The organism is uncultured Marinococcus sp., from assembly GCF_947493875.1.
In the GTDB taxonomy this organism is placed as follows: domain Bacteria; phylum Bacillota; class Bacilli; order Bacillales; family Marinococcaceae; genus Marinococcus.
The window spans coordinates 1-17,740 of sequence record NZ_CANLSU010000004.1 but is presented as its reverse complement, the minus strand read 5'-3'; the positions used below and the strand labels follow the sequence as shown (position 1 = coordinate 17,740).

Below are 17,740 nucleotides of genomic sequence, written 5' to 3'. Positions count from 1 at the left end.
CTCGGTTGAGGGGCACCGTTTTCGTTATTCTGCGGGCGCTTCTTCGCCGTCTTCAAGCTCGAGGTGTTCCCGGAGCATGCTTGAGATTTCCTGCACTTCGGCCGGGTCCTGTTCCATATAATATATACCGTCAATGGTACGGTCCTGTCCGTTTTCAAAGTTAATGTTTTCAATATCATTCCGGGCGCTGAAGTAATTCGAGCGCAGATCCTTCATGTCCTCGAAGGTCATATTTGTGCGCACGTTTTCCTCCACGACGTCGAGGTAGTCACCAATACGCGTAATGGACGTAACGCTCTGTCCTTTATTTGCGACAGCTTCCAGAACCTGACGCTGACGTTCGTTACGGCCAAGGTCCCCGCGCGGATCCTCTTTTCTCATGCGCACGTAGGTAAGTGCTTTTTCTCCGTCCATTTCAATTTCGCCTTCTGGGAAATCATATCCATTATCGCTGAAAGCAAAATCGTTCTCCACCGTAACACCGCCAACAGCGTCCACGATGTCCTCGAATCCTTCGAAGTTGATGGTAGCATAGTAGTCAATCGGTACGTTCAGGAAGTTTTCCACCGTGTTCATGGCCATGTCGGCGCCGCCAAATGCGTAGGCGTGCGTGATTTTATCCTGGTTCCCGCGGCCAATAATTTCCGTATACGTATCTCTTGGAATACTTACCATTTTGGTTGATTCTGTTTCCGGGTTGACGGTCGCCACAATCATGGTGTCGGTCCGGCCCGAGGTGCTTCCATTCCGGGCGTCGACGCCCATCAGCAGAATGGAAATCGGCTCGCTCGAATCCATGTCTACGTCCGCGTCGCGAAGGTTGCTCTGGCGGTCTTCCCCCTCGTTAATATTTTCTGCGGTATCTGCCACGGAGTCATAGAGATACCAGGCGTAAATGCCGACGGCTATAAGGAGCGCCAGAAACAGCCCGCCAATAATAAGCAATGCTTTTTTCATATGTATTCATTTCCCCTGTCTGCCTGATGATGTAGTATGCTTTATTTTATAGTTAATTCAGCAATAGTACAATAGGCTGTAATTATATGATATTTGCTACAAATGATAGTCGTCTAAACGATAGGGAAGTTACAAAAAAATCCAGACAATATAATTGCCTGGATTCGTTTCGTTATTTTTTCAGCCCTTTAATGGATTCCGGGGTAGCACCGGCCGTCATCGCACAGAAGGCTTCCTGCTCTTCAGGGGAAAGTGTCTGAACAAAATGCTGCAGCTGCTTATCATCTGTCTGTCTGCGCAGCTTCTGAACCTCCTCGATATAAAGGCGGCGTACAGAATCCGGCAGGGCCTCGACGTCAGACGGCATTGCTCCTGCCGGCTGAAGCAGCGAGCAAAGGCTTTGATAGCGGAGCTGCAGCTTACGGGTCAGCTGGACCGCATGGGTCCAAAGCGTATACAGCTCTTCATTGTTCTGCCTTAATGAGATGCGTTCTTCATCTACGCTCCGGAGCGTTTGAATACTAGTTAATGTGATCATACTGCGTGACCCCCTCGTGTTCATCCCATGGTTTTTCCAGTGTAATGAATTTCGCAAGCTCCTTGCTTTTCTGCCGGTGGTGCTTACGGTCAATTTCGCGGTCTTTGCCAGTTTCAAACAGGGTTTTTTCTTCATCGGTTTCCGGGATGATCCCTGGTACCGGTACTGGTTTGCCGTGGTCGCCAAGAGCAACAAAGGTTAAAAAGGCCGTAGCAGCAATGCGGCGTTCCCCACTCATCATGTCTTCAGCGATAACCTTGCAGAAAATCTCCATCGAGCTTGTGCCAGTGTAGGACACAAATGATTCAATACAGACCGAATCCGTCTGGAAAATTGAACAGAGAAAATCGATGGAATCAGTTGAAGCGGTAACGCATTCCTTCGCGCGGGAATGCCGGCGGGCCGACAGCGTGGCGCAGCTGTCAAGCTTTTTCATCAAAACGCCGCCAAAAAGGGAATTATAGTTATTTAAATCGTTCAGCAGTACCTGGTCAGTGTTGACGATACGGCTTTCACGCATTTTCCGTGCCTGCATAGTGAAGTCTCCTTTCATTTATAAGGATACTCCACACATAATCATAATGAAAATGAATGGTTAATATAATTATCATAACTAGTGTCTATGATAAATACATTAATCGCCCTGCTTCATTTGGGAAAGCACCGGAATGGAAAAATCGAGCCACTCTTTAGCGATAAACGAAAGGTAGTGCTCGCGGTGCCAGATGAGGCCGAGCCTCCAGCGGAGCGCCTCTCCGGCAAGCGGGCGGATAACGACCTCGCCGCCAAGCTCCCGGCAGATGCTTTCAGGAAGGAGGGTAATGCCGAGACCGCTTGCAACCATTTTCTCAATAAAGTCCCACTGTGAGCTTTCTGAGAGAATATTGGGCATAAATCCGATATCCCGGCAGGCGGTAATAATCTGCTGGCGGAGGGAAAAATCCTGATTGAACAGCAGAAAGCGCTCCTGGCTGAGCCCGGCAAGACTCACAGACGGCTGAGCCGCAAGCTTGTGGCTGGCAGGGAGCACGACCTGGAGTGGTTCGTCGACAAACGGGTGCGTATGAAAAAGCGACTCCTCTGTCGGGAGGACCACGGCGCCAACGTCGAGATCGCCGTGCAGCAGGGCTTCTTCTATTTTTTTCGATCCATTTTCTTCAAGGTGCAGAGTGATTTCCGGATACTTTTCGTGAAAAGGCGCGATCACCTGCGTGAAAAAGGAGGAGCTTAAGATCGGCGGCAGGCCGATACGTAGCTGTCCCCGCTTCAAGCCGCGCAGGGCATCAAGCTCATGCTCAAGCCCGTGGTAGGCGTGCCGTATTTTTTTGGCCTGCTCAAGCATGACAGCACCAGCATCAGTGAGGGTCAGCTTTTTACGCGAGCGGTCAAACAGTGTTACCCCCCATTCCTCTTCGAGCTGTCGCAGCATCTTGCTGATAGTGGGCTGGGTAACATACAGGTGTTCGGCGGCGCGTGTGATGCTTTCAAGCCGGGCAGCCTCCATGAAATAGACGAGCTGGCGGTAGTCCATATAATCACTCCAATGGTTCAGATGAGTTTATTGTAATAGAGTCATATCAAAAAAGAAAATGTTGACTTTCTTAAATGAAAGCGTTAACATTTAGTTACTTATTAAAACAATTTTAAAAAGTATAGGTGGCTATCATGACGGTAACGAACGCAAATATGTTAAAAACAGCAAACCGACGGCGTATATTTGAATTGCTGCACCGCAGTGAAGAGCCGATGACCCAGCAGGAAATGGCTAAAACGACAGGCTTAACAGTGGCCTCCGTAGGAAATATTCTGGTTGATCTGGAAAAAGCACGACTTCTTCAGGAAGCAGGACAGGCGCTGTCTAACGGAGGAAGAAAACCAACACTGTACACATTGGACGGCGAATGGCACTACCTGGTTGGCGTGAGTATTTCGGTTGAAGAGGTCGTGCTTGTTATTACTACGTTAAAGGGGGAGATAATTTACCGGGAGACAGAATCCTTTTCTCTGACGGAAGAGCCTGAAACGGTAATAGGGAGAGTGATATATGAACTGAAACAAATTACAGAGGCGCCGCTATTTCAATTGAAGGAAATGGCGGGCATAGGAATAAGCTCGCCAGGGCCGATTAACGCATCAGAAGGTATTATTTTATCGCCGCCTCACCTGCCTTTATGGCGAAGCGTCCAGATTGTTTCTTTATTTGAAGCAGCTTTTGAAACTGCTGTCAGCCTCGAAAAGGATGCGAACTGTATGCTTCTAGGTGAATGGCATTATGGCCGGGCACGGGAAGCGGAAAATGTTCTTTATTTTATGATCGATTTCGGGATAGGCAGCAGCTACATTATAAACGGCCAGCTCTTTCGCGGGGCTACTCACCTGGCAGGAGAAGTAGGATTTGACAGCAGCCGGCTTCGTCCGAAAAATAACGCTACCGGCAAAGCATTATACTCCATTCTTCCAATTATGAAAGAAGCCAGGGAACGAATACATCAAGGCGAAGCAACATCACTGCCTCAACATTTACATTCCATAGACCAATTCATTGACTGCTACGCGGAAGGAGACTCGCTGGCCCGGGAAATTATCCAGGAAAGCATGGAGGACGTCGGCTGTGCCATTGCAGACAAGGTCAATTTTTTAAATCCGGAGCTGGTTGTGATTGGCGGAAGATTAATCACGGCTGTACCTGAATTTGCTAAGGAAGCAGAAAAAATTGTAAAAGAATGCGTTTATCCTGAAACGGCAAATGCGATGAAATTTATGTCCTCAACATTTGGCTGGGAAGCGGAAGCAATGGGTGCCGCTTCACTGATCTTAAAGCGAATGCTGCACTAGTTTTGCAGCCTTTAGCTTTTAGAGACTTATTAAAATTGTTTTAAGAAGTGAAGGTCTACAAAATACTGCAGATCGGAGGCAGAGCCTCATGAAAAAAACAATACCAATCGGAATGTCTATGCTGGTAATAGCAGGTATGACTGGCTGCAGCAGCGAAAACCCCAGCGCTGAAGAGAAAGAAACGCTCACCTGGTATACGACAGCAGGGTATTCACCTGAAGCCCCATCAGCCGCAACTTCAGAGTATATTTCAGGAAACATTCAGTCGTTTGAAAAAGAGCATCCGGATATGGATATTCAAATAAGTCTTCAATCGAGCAACATTGATGAAGCAATGGCCAGGCTGCTTGAACAGGCAAATACCGGCCGGGCCCCGGATATGGCTGCGATTGATGGTTATATGCTGGATCGTTACAAGGAATACCTGCAGCCCCTGGATGAGCTGATGGAAGAGCGCGGCATCGATCCGGATGATTACCTTCCCTTTGCGGAAAAGGTGCTGCGGGGCGATGATGGAAAGATTTACGGCCTGTATATGAGCACAGATACGAGAATGCTTTATTATAACAAGGAAATCATTGAAGAACCTCCATCGACCTGGGAAGAAGTCATTGAAGTATCCAATGAAGTACAAAAAGAAGGCTATGAAGGACTTGTGCTTCCACTGGGAATTGGAGAAGGCACCTCGGTGACGTCGTTATGGCCGTTGTTCTGGTCGCAGGGCGGCGAGCTGGTGGACGAGGAAGGCAACCCGACGTTTGGCGAAGGAAAGAACCGGGAGGCCATGATCCGTACGTTTGAAACGCTTGACCGGGCCCAGGAGGAAGGAGCGGTTTCCAAACGCATGGCAAGCTCTGGACAGGAAAATGATGCAAACGGGGAAGTTGCTGCCGGCGATACGGCCATGTTTTTAGGTGGAAGCTGGCAGGCAGCCACGATAGAGGAGATACTTGGCGATGATTTTGAGAACTGGGAAGTAGCTTCCCTCCCGACTATTGAGGAAAATGATCCGACCGTATCAAGCGCCGGCGGCTGGGCTTGGGGTATTTTTGCGGAGGATCCAAAAAAGCAGGAGGCCGCCTTTGATTTCCTTGTGGATTCCTTTATCAGCGAAGAGGGAATGGGTGAATTCACCTCGATTCAGGGATCGCTGCCGGCCCGGGAGTCGGTATATGAATCTGATTCCTACAATCCGGGCGCTTTCAATGACGAGTTTCTGACATCTCTGGAAACAGAGGCCGAAGCCCGCCCAGGAGCCTCAAAATATAACGAAATTTCGGTACAGCTGCAAACGGCTATTTCCCAGGTAATATCCGGAAGCAAGGAGCCGGAACAGGCGGTCGATGATGCATGGGAGATTGTTACCTTTGGAGAAAGCGGTGAGAGCGAATGAGCACATACGACAAAGCGTTTCCCCCTCAGCAAACGGAGCAAAAACGGAGGCCGAGAAAAAAAATATGGGACACTCCGTATCCCTGGTTAATCCCTCTCTTGCTGGTGCTCGCTGCAGTGTTTCTTTATCCGATTCTCCAGATAGTGCGGCTGAGCTTCACTGATGCAAATATGATTCAGGTGGGGTACGACTATACGCTGGAATCATACCTTCGCATGTTTACGCTTCCGGGTTTTTTCCCAATGATCGGAACGACGGCATTCTTCGTGTTTTTCAGCGTTGTTTTTCAGCTCTTTGCCGGTTTTATCGTTGCGCTTCTCATTGTGCAGGGCGAAAAAATGAACCTGCGGGGAACGGTTATCGTGCGTACCTCTGTCCTCGTTGCCTGGGCCATTCCGGGCGTCGTGATCGGGGTAATCTGGGGCATGCTGTATAACGAAACAGACGCAGGCATTATCAATTATGCCCTGAGCACCGTCGGCCTCGGGCCCGTTTCCTTTCTCTCCGACCCGACCATGGCGCTGTTGTCCGTGACGCTTGCAAATATATGGCGGGGCACTGCGTTCAGCATGATCTTAATGTATGCAGGTTTGAAAACGGTTTCAAAGGATGTGCTGGAAGCAGCGGTCATCGACGGGGCAAGTGCGCTGCAGCGTATGAAAAATGTTATTCTCCCAGCGATTGCCCCTATTATCCTGGTCAACCTCATCATTATTTCGATTGATACCTTCAACACGTTCGATATGGTGATGGCCCTCACAGGCGGCGGGCCGGGTAACAGCACAGAAGTTATCGCTTTAAGTATCTACACAGCTATTTTCAGGGAGTTTAATCTCGGAGAAGGTGCCGCGACCGCCGTAGTACTGCTGGTTGTGAACGTAGTAATGACGCTTGTGTACTTAAAGGTACTCGGCCGAAGGGGGGAAGAATAAATGATGGTAGGTGCGAAAAAACAGCGGTGGATAAGAATCGGGCTGTATACAAGCTACGTGCTTGTCGTCCTCAGCTTTCTATTCCCGCTTCTCTGGGTGCTTTCCCTGTCCCTGCAGACAAGGTTTGAGGTACTGCAGGTGCCTCCAAGTATCATCCCGACAAGCTTTGCGATCGGGAACTACCGGGAGGTGCTTGATACAGCCCCGGTGCTGCAATATTTGTGGAATTCGTTTCGGATTGTAGCTTCAACGGTAATACTGACACTGATCATCGCAGTACCGGCAGCGTTTGCCTTATCAAGGTACCGGATGAAGTTTAAAAATCAGCTGATGGTCGCTGTGTTAATGACACAGATGATTTCAGCAGTAGTTATCACCATCCCATTGTACCGGCTGTTTGCAAGCTGGGGGCTTTTGAACCAGCTGTGGCTGGTCGTGCTCGTATACGTCGCCGTCGTGCTTCCGTTTACCACGTGGTTTTTGAAAAACTACATTGATACCGTCCCGGTGGATATGGATGAGGCGGCAATTATTGACGGGTGCAACAAATGGCAGATGCTGAGCCGGGTCCTGTTTCCGGTCAGCATGCCAGGTATCGTTTCCGTAGTGATTATTGTCGCCGTGCAGAGCTGGTCGCAGTTTGTCATTCCATTCATTCTGATTGATGATGCGTCGCTGTACCCGGTCTCGGTCGGCGTGGTGAATCTCCAGTCCACCCAGACCCAGATTACGACCCACCTGCTAGCTGCAGGAAGCATTATGTCCATTATTCCAGTAGTCATTTTATTCGTCCTGCTTCAGCGCTACATTGTCGGAGCATTGACAAGCGGAGCTGTTAAAGGATAGCAGGGATTTACTTCAGAGAGGATGAGAACCATGTTTTGGACAGAAGAAAAATTAGCACAGCGGATAAGCGAATTAAAGCAGTTCCGATATACCGGAAAGCAGTCGATCGAGCGTTTTCAAACGGTGGAGGAACAAACGGGAGAAAAAATCATACAGGCGATGCCGAAGCAGGAAACGACCGAAATGAACATTGGCGACCGCTGGGAAGGGAGGGACCGCTACCTCTGGCTGAAAGCAGAAGTGGAGCTGCCGGGCGAGTGGCAGGGAGAAAGGGTCGTTGGCGTGTTTGACTTCGGAAAAACGGGCGGCGGCCACAATTCCGGATTTGAGTCACTGCTGTACGTGAACGGTGAGCCGTTGCAGGCCGTCGATGGGAACCACAAAGAAGTGTTTTTTCCAGAACGGTTGATCGGGCAGAAAATAACGCTGGAATTCCGGCTCTGGTCCGGGCTCGAAGGAATTAAAGGAAACCGGGAGATTCAGGAGCACCGGCTGCAGACTGCCTTTATCTCCTGCCTGCATGAGCCGGCGGATGATCTGTATTACACAGCAGAAGCGGCGCTGGAAACGGTGGCTGTGCTCGACGGACGAGATGCTAAACGGGCACTGCTGCTGCAGGCGCTCGACCGGGCATTTCAGCAGATCGACTGGCGCGTGCCGGGGAACGGGGCGTTTTACGAGTCGGTGGAAGAAGCGAATGACAAGCTTCATAACGACCTGGAGCCGTTGCAGGAAGAGCATCCGCTGACCGTGCGGGCCGTAGGTCATACTCACATTGATGTCGCCTGGCTCTGGCGTCTTAAGCATACGAGGGAAAAAGCGGGACGTTCCTTTTCCACTGTCCTGAAATTAATGGAGCAGTATCCGGAATACCAGTTTCTGCAGACGCAGCCCCAGCTGTATGAATATATAAAGGACGACTATCCGGAGATTTACGAACAGATCAAACAGCGCATAGCTGAAGGACGCTGGGAAGCCGGGGGTGCGATGTGGCTTGAAGCTGACTGCAACATTCCTTCCGGTGAATCCTTAAGCAGGCAGCTGCTGTACGGCCAGCGCTTCCTCGAACAGGAGCTGGGGGTGGAGCGGTGCCGCTATTTGTGGCTTCCGGACGTGTTCGGCTACTCGTGGGCACTGCCGCAAATTTTAAAGCAGGCAGGGATCGACACATTTATCACAACCAAGATCAGCTGGAACCAGTATAATCGTATGCCTCATGACACCTTCACCTGGCGCGGAATCGACGGCACGGAGATCGCTGCTCATTTCATTACGACGCCGGATGGATCGAATAAATATACCTACAACGGGGAAATTGAAGCCGAAAGCATCCAGGGCATCTGGGATCAGTACCGGGACCGTTCCTTTAATAATGAGCTGCTTCTGTCCTACGGATACGGAGACGGAGGAGGCGGGGTGAACCGGGATATGCTGGAGAAAATCCGCCGGTTTGATGAAATGCCCGGACTTCCGAATGTAAAAACGGGCAGGGTCGACGAGTATCTTGACGGGCTTCATGAACGCATCGAGCAAACCGATCAGTATGTTCATACGTGGGACGGGGAGCTGTATTTGGAGTATCACCGGGGCACGTACACCAGCCAGGCGTACAATAAAAAAATGAACCGTACCGCAGAGCAGCGTTACCGCCGGGCGGAATGGCTCGACACACTCGCGTATCTTCAGAACGGTTCGTGGCACAAGGACCGGCAGGAAAGGCTGCAGAAGGGATGGAAAATCATTCTGCGCAACCAGTTTCATGACATTATCCCCGGCTCTTCGATTCGGGAAGTGTATGAAGACAGCACAAAGGAATATGCAAAGGCACTGGAGCTCGTCGAAGCAAATGAACAGGAAGCGAAGACGGAGCTGCTGAAGCATGAACATGCCGGAGAGGCGCAGACTATTTTTAACCCAGCCTCCCACTCGCGCGGGGCACTGGTCCAGGTGCCGGATGCAGAAAAGAGCTGGACCGACCATACGGGTGAGCAGTTGGATGTGCAGACAGCAGAATCAGGAGAAGTGCTCGTCCATGTGCCGGACCTGCCGGCGCTCGGGTACAAGGTGATCTACTCCGCCGGGGCGGCTCAGAAAAGAGAGGGCACGCCGTTCCAATACGACAACCACCGGCTGGAGACGCCTTTTTATACGATTGATTTTAATGAACATGGCCAGCTCGTGAGCGTGTATGATAAAGAATCCAGACGCGAAGCATTGGCCGGCCCGGCGAACGTTCTCGAAGTGTTTGAGGATAAGCCGCTCGCATTTGATGCCTGGGATATTGATATTTTCTATAAAGAGAAACAGTACACCGTCTCTGACTTGAAAGCAATACGCCTAATCGAAAACGGGCCGCTTCGAGCAGCTATTGAATTGGAATGGAGCTATCAGTCTTCGGCGATTTATCAAAGGGTGATCGTATACAGCCGTTCACGGAGAATCGATTTTGAAACGACAGTTGACTGGCACGAGCATCAGCAGCTGCTAAAAGCAGCGTTTCCAGTACAGATTCGTGCCACTGAAGCGACCTATGATATTCAATACGGCAATGTCACGCGCCCAACCCACTGGAATACAAGCTGGGATATGGCCATGTTTGAAACAGTGGGCCATCAATGGGCAGACCTTTCGGAGCGGGATTACGGGGTCAGCCTGCTTAACGACTGCAAGTACGGCTATGACATTAAAGACAACGTCATGAAGCTGACGCTGTTAAAATCGGCGATAGCTCCGGACCCGACCCAGGATCAGGGTGAGCACGTTTTTACGTACAGCCTTTTTCCTCACCAGGGAGACTGGTTTGAAGGAGGCACCGTTCAGGAAGCGACTGAGCTGAACGTGCCGGCAGAAAGTGCTTCCGGAGGCATGGAAGCGCAGGAATACAGCTTTCTGCAGCCGGATGCAGCCAATATTACCGTGGACGCCGTCAAGCAGGCAGAGGATGATGAAGGAATTATCGTGCGTCTGCATGAGCACGGGGGTGTGCGTGGGGAAGTAACGCTTACAAGTGCCCATAGCTTTTCCTCCTGCATGGAATGCAATCTGCTGGAAGAACCGGAAAAAATGCTCGCCGCCGGGTCCAGTTTAACGCTCCACTTCAAACCGTATGAGCTCAAAACAATTAAGCTGACGATTTGAACATTACGGAATTTACAGTCCGGAAGACTTCGGTTAATGATGTCTTCCGGGCTTTTTTGCGGCCTATACCCGCAAGCCTTATGCATAAAATTACGAAAATATGATAAGCTGTTGTTATGGAAAAAACGCAAAGGAGCAAACGATTATGATTGATTTGCATTCACATATACTCCCCGGCATAGATGACGGGGCCGGAACCATTCAGGACAGCATCGAAATGGCAAGAGCCGCGCAGGCGAACGGCATACATACCGTAGTTGCTACACCTCACCATAAAAACGGCGCCTGGGATAACAGCGGCCAGGACATTCCCCACCTGGTGGACTACGTGAACGAGTCACTGAAAAGCGCCCGTATTGACGTGAAGGTGCTCCCGGGCCAGGAGAACCGGATTAACGGAGAGCTGGTCGAGGATTTGAAAAAGGGCATTTCGATCGGCCTGAATCACAGCCGCTACGTGTTTGTTGAATTTTCGAGTGCACAGGTGCCGCGGTACGCGAAGCAGCTGATGTTTGAGCTGCAGGTGGAGGGCTATGTGCCGGTCATCGTACACCCCGAGCGGACGAAGGCGTTCCGTGAGCAGCCGGATCTTTTGCATGAGTTTGTGAAAAACGGGGCGCTCACCCAGGTTACCGCTCACTGCTTCACCGGTAAAGTAAACAAAAGCATCAAGCAGTTTGCCGAAGACATGGTGAGCCATAACCTGACGCATATCGTGTCGACGGACGCCCATAATATTGACCTGCGCCCGTTTGATCTTCGGGAGGCCTATGATTACATTGATCATCATCTGGGCTCGGAATACATGGATACCTTTTTGGAAAACGCCGGGCGTATTATTGAAAATAAAGACCCGCTGCTCGACGAACCGCTAAAGATTAAGAGCAAGAAAAAGTTTCTAGGCCTGTTTTAAAATAAATATGAGAAGAAACGGGGTTTTTGATTGCCTAAAGTAGTCATCATTGGCTCACACTTACAGGACAAAGGCGGAATTGTATCCGTGCTGAAAAATGTCCTTTCCTCTTCGTTGGTGGAAAAATATGATTTTAAGCTGATTCCTTCTTATATCAATAAATCAAAAGCCGTCCGGGTGAAGATGTTTATCCGTGCTTTTTCTCTTTTAAGAAAAGAATTAAAGCATGACCGTCCCGATATCGTTCATCTGCACGCTTCGGTTGCGGGAAGTTTTTACCGTAAAGCTCTGTTCATTTTATATTTAAAAAAGAAAGGCATTCCGACCGTGCTCCATATTCACGGTTCGAGGTTTGAAAGCTTCTATACAGATATGAATCCGGTGGAAAAAAAGCTGTCACAGTACATCCTCCGGTTAAACGAACGGGTAATTGTGCTTTCCGACTACTGGAAGGAGTTTTTCCGTCACATTGTTCCGCTTGAAAAAATTGCAGTTATAGAAAACGGAATCGCATTAAAAAACTATACATACGACAAAAGTGAAATTCCGGTAAACTTTCTTTTTATGGGGCGCCTTGGAGATAGAAAAGGCGTGTATGATTTAGTGGAAGCCTGCGGCCGGATCGCGGAAACAAATAGTGGCTTTCATGTACATATTGCCGGAGACGGTGAAGTTGAGAAGGTGGCAGCACTGGTGAAGAAAAAAAACCTGGAGCACTGCGTGCATGTGCTTGGCTGGGCCGGAGAAAAGGAAAGAGAAATGTATTTGCAAAAAGCAGATGTTATGGTGCTTCCTTCTTATAATGAAGGTTTTCCGATGGCCATTTTAGAAGCGATGAACTACGGGACAGCAGTTATTTCGACACGGGTTGGCGGCATTCCGGAGATGATCACAGAAGGTACTGACGGTTTTATTATCGATCCTGGTGACGTAGAGGCTCTGACTGAACGTATGAAGCTGTTGCTCGAACGTCCGGAGCTCCGTGAACTGATGGGGAAAAATAATATGCAGAAAGTACGTGAACAGTTTGATGTCGAAGTCCAGGCAGCGAAAATTGACAAAATATACCAGAACATCCTAAATAATTAGTACTACAAATTTCTGAAAGAACGCAGCACGGCGCTGCGTTTTCTTTCGTGGAGCCCATAGTCTCATTAGTATAATCTCATCTAAATGAGGAAGAATATATGGTAGGATAAGTTGTAGTTTGCTGCAGGGATTGTTAGTGAAAACAGCAGTTATTTTGACGCGTGGCTTTGGAGGGATAGGATTGTCTGACTTAATTTACAGTTCGAAAAAAAATAAAAGCCGGGAACTTCAACAAATATTAAAAATGTTTGATCCGGAAAAACGAAAGTCTATAGTTGCAGCAGAAGGACCGTGGGGATCTATCGCTTTTTTTGAGAATCACTATAAAAACAGTGAGTGGGTCGAAACAGATGATTACATAGCTATAATGGTGGGCGGGCCTTTAATTAAAACGAAAAATGAAAGCTTTAATACGAACAATGTACAGAAATTTATTAATGCATGGAATAAAAAGAACGAAAAATTTGATGAGTATGTCGACGGGCCGTTTTTCTTTTGTTTTATCGATAAGAATGAGAACAAAATTAATGCAATAACTGATTTAATGGGCTTTATACCTGTGTATTATTCGACTGGGAGCGAAACAGGAGAATTAATTTTAGGAACTCATGTGGACGCTGTTGCCAAAGCATCAAAACGTTCTGAGAACATCGATTACGTATCGTTTGCTGATCTAATAGTAAATAAGACCATCACGTTCCCGCACACGATATATCAGAGAGTATTTCAAGCGCATCCAGCTTCCTGCTATACACTAGATCCTTCTGAGCATGAAATAAAGAAGGACCGCTGCTACTGGCTGCCTAAAGAAGAAAAAAGACAAAACCTGGATGAACTGGCTTCCAGGCTGGAGAAAAGCTTTGCGCAGTCGGTATCAGAAATAACAGATGGGTGCGCAAGCGCAGCGGTGTTTGTAAGCGGGGGAGAGGATTCCCGGATAGTATTGGATTTCATGCCCAGCAGCGTAAAAAAAACAGGGCATTTGTTTTTAGACGATATAAACAGAGAGCTGACAATTGCTAAAAAAACTGCTTCTGTTTATAAAATAGATACAAAGTTAGGCTTAAGAGCTAAATCGTATTACCTGGATCAGTGGCTTCCGGTTTCCCTGACCCAGGGATCCAGCTCTCCTGCGTACCATGCCCATGCATACGGCATGAGCCGGTTCCTTGGTCTGGACCAGTATGATGCTGTAATAGGCGGTCTGGGGGCAGACGCTTATTTAAAGGGCAGCCGGGTGAAAAATGTACACAAATACAAGTTTTGGGGCTTAAAGTACAGACTTGATACACTGGATAAAAACAACAGTTCGTCTGATGTTTTTTTTGAAAATCAGCCTAATTCGTTTATCAGTAAAAATGTTTGTGAAGCTGTAATGAAACGAAGAAAGAAGCATAAAGATTATATAGCCTCCTTTCGTCCTGACAGCGCGGTAGAATGGAGTGAACTCTGGCCTGCTTCGATGAATGAAAGTATGTCTAACTTTTTTGTACACCGGCGCATATTTAACAATTACGAGCCTTTTTTACAAAACGAAGTAGTAAAAATAGCAGCAGCGGCCCCGCAAGAGTACAAAATTAACCGTCAGCTTTTTCACCGGGCATTTAAAAAGCATTTAAAAAAATCATGGCATGTATCCCACACAAAGGGCCAGCTTCCATATTTTTCAGCCAGAACCAATTTTCCGATCATGGCGGCGATTCGTACTAAAAGGTCGTTGGTTGAGCACGTATCAAAAAACAAAGTGAATCAGGATTCCTGGGCTGATTTTGATAGTCTGGTAAAGGACCATAAAGCATACGTAACTGAAGAGCTTCAACAATTAAATGCAAGTCGGCTGCTGGCGCCCCTCTTTGATGAAAAAATGGGCGAAGAAAAATTATTGGAAACATTGAGTGCCAAAGAAATACTGATAGTTCTGCAAACAGCAATGCTTCAAAACAGCTTAAAGTCTCAATAAAAGGTTCCTTTGGCGAAAAAATATAATTTTTCTCAATTGGCGGACGGTAGAAAGGACGGGACATGGCGCACGAAAACAATTCATCAAAATGGAAAAGTCTGATTTCTAATAAATTTATTCGCAATATGAGCGTCCTGATGTCGGGCACAGTGCTGGCCCAAATTATTACAGTTGCTGTGACTCCTATATTGACAAGGCTGTATACTCCTACGGAATTTGGCATATTAGCTTTATTTACTTCGATTGTCGTAATATTGACGGCAGTAATGACCTTAAGGTATGAAATGGCTATTGTACTTGCAGAAGATGAAGAAGAAAGCGCAAATGTTTTTGCGCTTTCTCTGCTTATTACAGCATGTATTACTATTTTTCTGTTTGTTATTGTATGGCTGTTGCGAGAGAATATTGCCGCGTGGCTGAATACGCCGGGGCTGGCGCCATGGCTGTGGCTGGTTCCTGTAAACGCCATGCTGATGGGTCTTTACAAGTCCTTTGAGTTCTGGTCAACACGCAACAAACGATATAAAAAAATCGCTGCTTCAAGAGTGTCAAGAGCGGTCGGGGTTGTGGGGGGGCAGCTCTCGGGAGGTTTCCTTCGTTTCGGTGCAGGAGGACTGGTCGGCGGCCAGGTACTCGGACAGTTTCTTGCGACTTCCACTCTTATGTACGATACGCTCAGAGGCCGGAACTACCGCGTGTTTAAAAAGGTCAATACACGTTTGTTCCGTCCAATTATCGTGAAATTTAAAGATTTTCCAATGTTCAGCTCAACCCAGGCCCTGGTAAATGCTTTTTCGCAAAATATGGCTCCTTTTCTTCTTGGTGTTTTTTTCGGCACAAGCGTGGTAGGTTTTTATTCTCTTGCGCTGAAATTAGTGAAAATGCCGACTAACTTAATTTCGGAGTCATTCAATCAGGTGTACTTTCAAAACGCTTCAGATATGTACAATAAAGGGAAAAACTTAGGCCCTCTGCTGATAAAGGCAACACTGTATTTAGCTGCTGGAGCCCTAATTCCGGCGATTTTACTGATTATATTTGCCCCGTGGGCGTTCAGTTTGATACTGGGTGAAGAATGGCGGGAGGCCGGCGTGTATTCGTCCTGGCTGATGGTATGGCTTTACTTTGGCTTTATTAACCGGCCTGCAATTGGAACCATACAAGTGCTGAAAATTCAAAAGATCCTGTTTAATTATGAACTGCTGCTGCTCGTTTTTCGCATTGCTGCTATGCTTGTTGCTGCGAATTATTATACAGCGGTTACAGGTATTGCTATCTACAGCGTGCTGGGAGCAGTATTTAACTTAGCTATTATTTTAATTACGATATTTATCGTGCGACGCAGAGAAGCGCAGAACGAACCCGAATAAAAATACACCTCCTGCCCCTGAAAAGGGAAAAGGAGGTGTATTTTTTGCGTTGTTTAATTGATGGTGTCGATGCTCATGATATTGGAAGTCATAACGTTGCTTCCAACTTTGGAACGGAATTGATCGGCGGACATTTCCTCATCACCCTGCTCAAAGTGAACAACTACCGTTTGAAGTCGTTCATTCTTTGTTTCAAAGTCGACATCAAGGACCTTGCCTTTATTATAAGCCTTAAAGCTGCTTAAGTCGGAAAGCTCCTGATTGGAAATGGAATATGTCCAGGAATTCTGTGCGTATCTCGAAGCGTCATAAGGGTCCGGAACACCTATTAAGTAAGGCACAGAATTGCCCCAAACATCTCCGGCATCAACGGTATGGCCGCTTGCGGAAGCTGAATAGATAGCTTCAGCCAACCTCCCGCCGTAGTTGGTAGTCTGGCCACTTGTATCCCTTATAGCGTTCAGGACCATAGCATCGTTCCGGCTTCCGGTTGGTACGCCGTGATAAACCTGGGAACGAGTGTCATCATAGACGTCAAAGTTTTTGACAGAGGATAACTTCGTCAAAGCATAGCTTCTCGAAGCGACAGCCTGGGCTTTAAAAGCTTCCGGCTCCTGCCAGCCGACGATCATTTCATAAGGAACGACACCTTCAAGATAGGTATCGATGTTGACATGATTGACAACGTCCATTACCCATTCGCTCCGGTACGTATTTCCATTAACTTTAACGTTGGATTTAGGAAAGTGAAGCTCGCCTTTGTACAAATTATCCTGGTACGAAAAAGCTCCGTTGCCAGAAGCAATAACTTCTGTGGAAGAGGTGACAGAATTGCCGTTGTTTGTGACAGTGTACAATCCGCCCTCCGGAGTGTTTTTATAATTCACAATGGTTTCTCCGGTAAGGTTGCTCATAAGCGTCGTCCCGTTCGTATCTTTGATGCTGTAAGCGTCGGAGCTGCTGAAAACAGCGTTATTAGTCTGTTCTTCAAACAGGACGCGAATAATTTGAGACTTATACTGTTCGGAAGTTCCTATGTTAATCCCAGTATAATAATGGTTCAATATCTCTTTGTAGCTCTGGCCGTTCTGGGCCATGCCGTAAGCTCCCCACTGGGTCATTCCAACGCCGTGCCCGAAACGGTCTTTGCCTGTGAAAACGTAAGTTGTTTCTCGTTCCTCCAGCAAAGCCCGGAGTGTCGGGGCGTCTGCTACGCCTGTAACGTTAAGGCTTCTTGACTGTTGAAAAGCTTTCAACTGCGCAACAGCGGAGGCGTCAAAGACAGAGCCGGAGCCTGCGTTGAATCCTGCAGCCGTGAGGTATTGTTTTACCAGGCGTACAGCTTTTCCTTCATCACCCTGCTTGATTTCTTCGGTGAAAGGGGCAGGTATTTCTACAGTAGTGTCTTCATCCTTCGGCGGATTGTTCAGCACCTCGCTGATTTTGGCGAGGGTGTTCGGCCCGGCGACGCCGTCCACCACGAGGCCGTGGTCACGCTGGAAGTCCTTGACGGCGGCTGCGGTGAGCGGGCCGAAGTGCGTCGTTGGCTCGGAAATGTTGAGGTACCCGAGCGTGTAGAGATCGGCTTTCATGGCTTTGGCTGCGTTGCTGCGGACGCCGTCCTTCAGCAGGGCGCTGTCACTGTCCAGGGCCTCGTCCTCGGTATCTTCATCCTTTGGCGGATTGTTCAGCACCTCGCTGATTTTGGCGAGGGTGTTCGGCCCGGCGACGCCGTCCACCACGAGGCCGTGGTCACGCTGGAAGTCCTT

Annotated in this window: 14 protein-coding genes; 9 read left to right on the top strand and 5 right to left on the bottom strand. The window is 48.2% G+C overall.

Annotated elements, in window-relative coordinates:
* Positions 1-24 precede the first annotated feature (24 nt).
* The 4 genes from Q0757_RS08305 to Q0757_RS08290 form a co-directional block, all read right to left on the bottom strand.
* Entirely contained in the window at positions 25-957 is a 933-nt protein-coding gene (locus tag Q0757_RS08305) for an LCP family protein (protein WP_298786204.1), read from the bottom strand.
* A 172-nt stretch (positions 958-1,129) separates the two neighbouring features.
* The gene (locus Q0757_RS08300; protein ID WP_298786202.1) at positions 1,130-1,495 is read right to left on the bottom strand and encodes a hypothetical protein; all 366 of its coding nucleotides are present in this window, start codon (positions 1,493-1,495) and stop codon (positions 1,130-1,132) included.
* On the bottom strand, positions 1,479-2,030 hold the full coding sequence (locus tag Q0757_RS08295) for an acyl-CoA thioesterase (protein ID WP_298786200.1): 552 nt from the start codon (positions 2,028-2,030) through the stop codon (positions 1,479-1,481). The genes Q0757_RS08300 and Q0757_RS08295 overlap by 17 nt, the downstream gene beginning before the upstream one ends.
* A gap of 99 nt (positions 2,031-2,129) precedes the next feature.
* Complete coding sequence (locus Q0757_RS08290; protein WP_298786198.1) at positions 2,130-3,026, bottom strand: LysR family transcriptional regulator; 897 nt, start codon at positions 3,024-3,026, stop codon at positions 2,130-2,132.
* Positions 3,027-3,181: 155 nt separating this feature from the next.
* On the opposite strand from Q0757_RS08290, the gene Q0757_RS08285 reads away from it, so the two are divergent.
* From Q0757_RS08285 to Q0757_RS08245, 9 genes are all read left to right on the top strand, one after another.
* On the top strand, positions 3,182-4,330 hold the full coding sequence (locus Q0757_RS08285; RefSeq protein WP_298786196.1) for an ROK family transcriptional regulator: 1,149 nt from the start codon (positions 3,182-3,184) through the stop codon (positions 4,328-4,330).
* Between the two features lie 88 nt (positions 4,331-4,418).
* The gene (locus Q0757_RS08280) at positions 4,419-5,723 is read left to right on the top strand and encodes an extracellular solute-binding protein (protein WP_298786194.1); all 1,305 of its coding nucleotides are present in this window, start codon (positions 4,419-4,421) and stop codon (positions 5,721-5,723) included.
* The gene (locus Q0757_RS08275) at positions 5,720-6,655 is read left to right on the top strand and encodes a carbohydrate ABC transporter permease (RefSeq protein ID WP_298786192.1); all 936 of its coding nucleotides are present in this window, start codon (positions 5,720-5,722) and stop codon (positions 6,653-6,655) included. Before Q0757_RS08280 ends, Q0757_RS08275 begins: the two co-directional genes overlap by 4 nt.
* Complete coding sequence (locus Q0757_RS08270; protein WP_298786190.1) at positions 6,656-7,501, top strand: carbohydrate ABC transporter permease; 846 nt, start codon at positions 6,656-6,658, stop codon at positions 7,499-7,501. It begins immediately after the preceding gene.
* A gap of 30 nt (positions 7,502-7,531) precedes the next feature.
* Positions 7,532-10,639, top strand: a complete 3,108-nt coding sequence (locus Q0757_RS08265) for an alpha-mannosidase (RefSeq protein ID WP_298786188.1) — start codon at positions 7,532-7,534, stop codon at positions 10,637-10,639.
* Positions 10,640-10,784: 145 nt separating this feature from the next.
* Entirely contained in the window at positions 10,785-11,552 is a 768-nt protein-coding gene (locus tag Q0757_RS08260) for a tyrosine-protein phosphatase (RefSeq protein ID WP_298786186.1), read from the top strand.
* 30 nt (positions 11,553-11,582) lie between these two features.
* On the top strand, positions 11,583-12,641 hold the full coding sequence (locus Q0757_RS08255) for a glycosyltransferase family 4 protein (protein WP_298786184.1): 1,059 nt from the start codon (positions 11,583-11,585) through the stop codon (positions 12,639-12,641).
* A gap of 181 nt (positions 12,642-12,822) precedes the next feature.
* The gene (locus tag Q0757_RS08250; RefSeq protein WP_298786182.1) at positions 12,823-14,601 is read left to right on the top strand and encodes a hypothetical protein; all 1,779 of its coding nucleotides are present in this window, start codon (positions 12,823-12,825) and stop codon (positions 14,599-14,601) included.
* A 125-nt stretch (positions 14,602-14,726) separates the two neighbouring features.
* On the top strand, positions 14,727-15,971 hold the full coding sequence (locus Q0757_RS08245; RefSeq protein WP_298786180.1) for a lipopolysaccharide biosynthesis protein: 1,245 nt from the start codon (positions 14,727-14,729) through the stop codon (positions 15,969-15,971).
* Positions 15,972-16,024: 53 nt separating this feature from the next.
* On the opposite strand, the gene Q0757_RS08240 is transcribed toward Q0757_RS08245, so the two are convergent.
* Positions 16,025-17,740: SpoIID/LytB domain-containing protein (locus tag Q0757_RS08240; protein ID WP_298786178.1), on the bottom strand; the 1,716-nt coding region annotated here is incomplete at its 5' end.

What these genes read in the sequence shown, in the direction of transcription:
- Q0757_RS08305 (WP_298786204.1), bottom strand. Translation starts at nt 957, where the DNA reads ATGAAAAAAGCATTGCTTATTATTGGCGGGCTGTTTCTGGCGCTCCTT.
- Q0757_RS08300 (WP_298786202.1), bottom strand. Translation starts at nt 1,495, where the DNA reads ATGATCACATTAACTAGTATTCAAACGCTCCGGAGCGTAGATGAAGAA.
- Q0757_RS08295 (WP_298786200.1), bottom strand. Translation starts at nt 2,030, where the DNA reads ATGCAGGCACGGAAAATGCGTGAAAGCCGTATCGTCAACACTGACCAG.
- Q0757_RS08290 (WP_298786198.1), bottom strand. Translation starts at nt 3,026, where the DNA reads ATGGACTACCGCCAGCTCGTCTATTTCATGGAGGCTGCCCGGCTTGAA.
- Q0757_RS08285 (WP_298786196.1), top strand. Translation starts at nt 3,182, where the DNA reads ATGTTAAAAACAGCAAACCGACGGCGTATATTTGAATTGCTGCACCGC.
- Q0757_RS08280 (WP_298786194.1), top strand. Translation starts at nt 4,419, where the DNA reads ATGAAAAAAACAATACCAATCGGAATGTCTATGCTGGTAATAGCAGGT.
- Q0757_RS08275 (WP_298786192.1), top strand. Translation starts at nt 5,720, where the DNA reads ATGAGCACATACGACAAAGCGTTTCCCCCTCAGCAAACGGAGCAAAAA.
- Q0757_RS08270 (WP_298786190.1), top strand. Translation starts at nt 6,656, where the DNA reads ATGATGGTAGGTGCGAAAAAACAGCGGTGGATAAGAATCGGGCTGTAT.
- Q0757_RS08265 (WP_298786188.1), top strand. Translation starts at nt 7,532, where the DNA reads ATGTTTTGGACAGAAGAAAAATTAGCACAGCGGATAAGCGAATTAAAG.
- Q0757_RS08260 (WP_298786186.1), top strand. Translation starts at nt 10,785, where the DNA reads ATGATTGATTTGCATTCACATATACTCCCCGGCATAGATGACGGGGCC.
- Q0757_RS08245 (WP_298786180.1), top strand. Translation starts at nt 14,727, where the DNA reads ATGAGCGTCCTGATGTCGGGCACAGTGCTGGCCCAAATTATTACAGTT.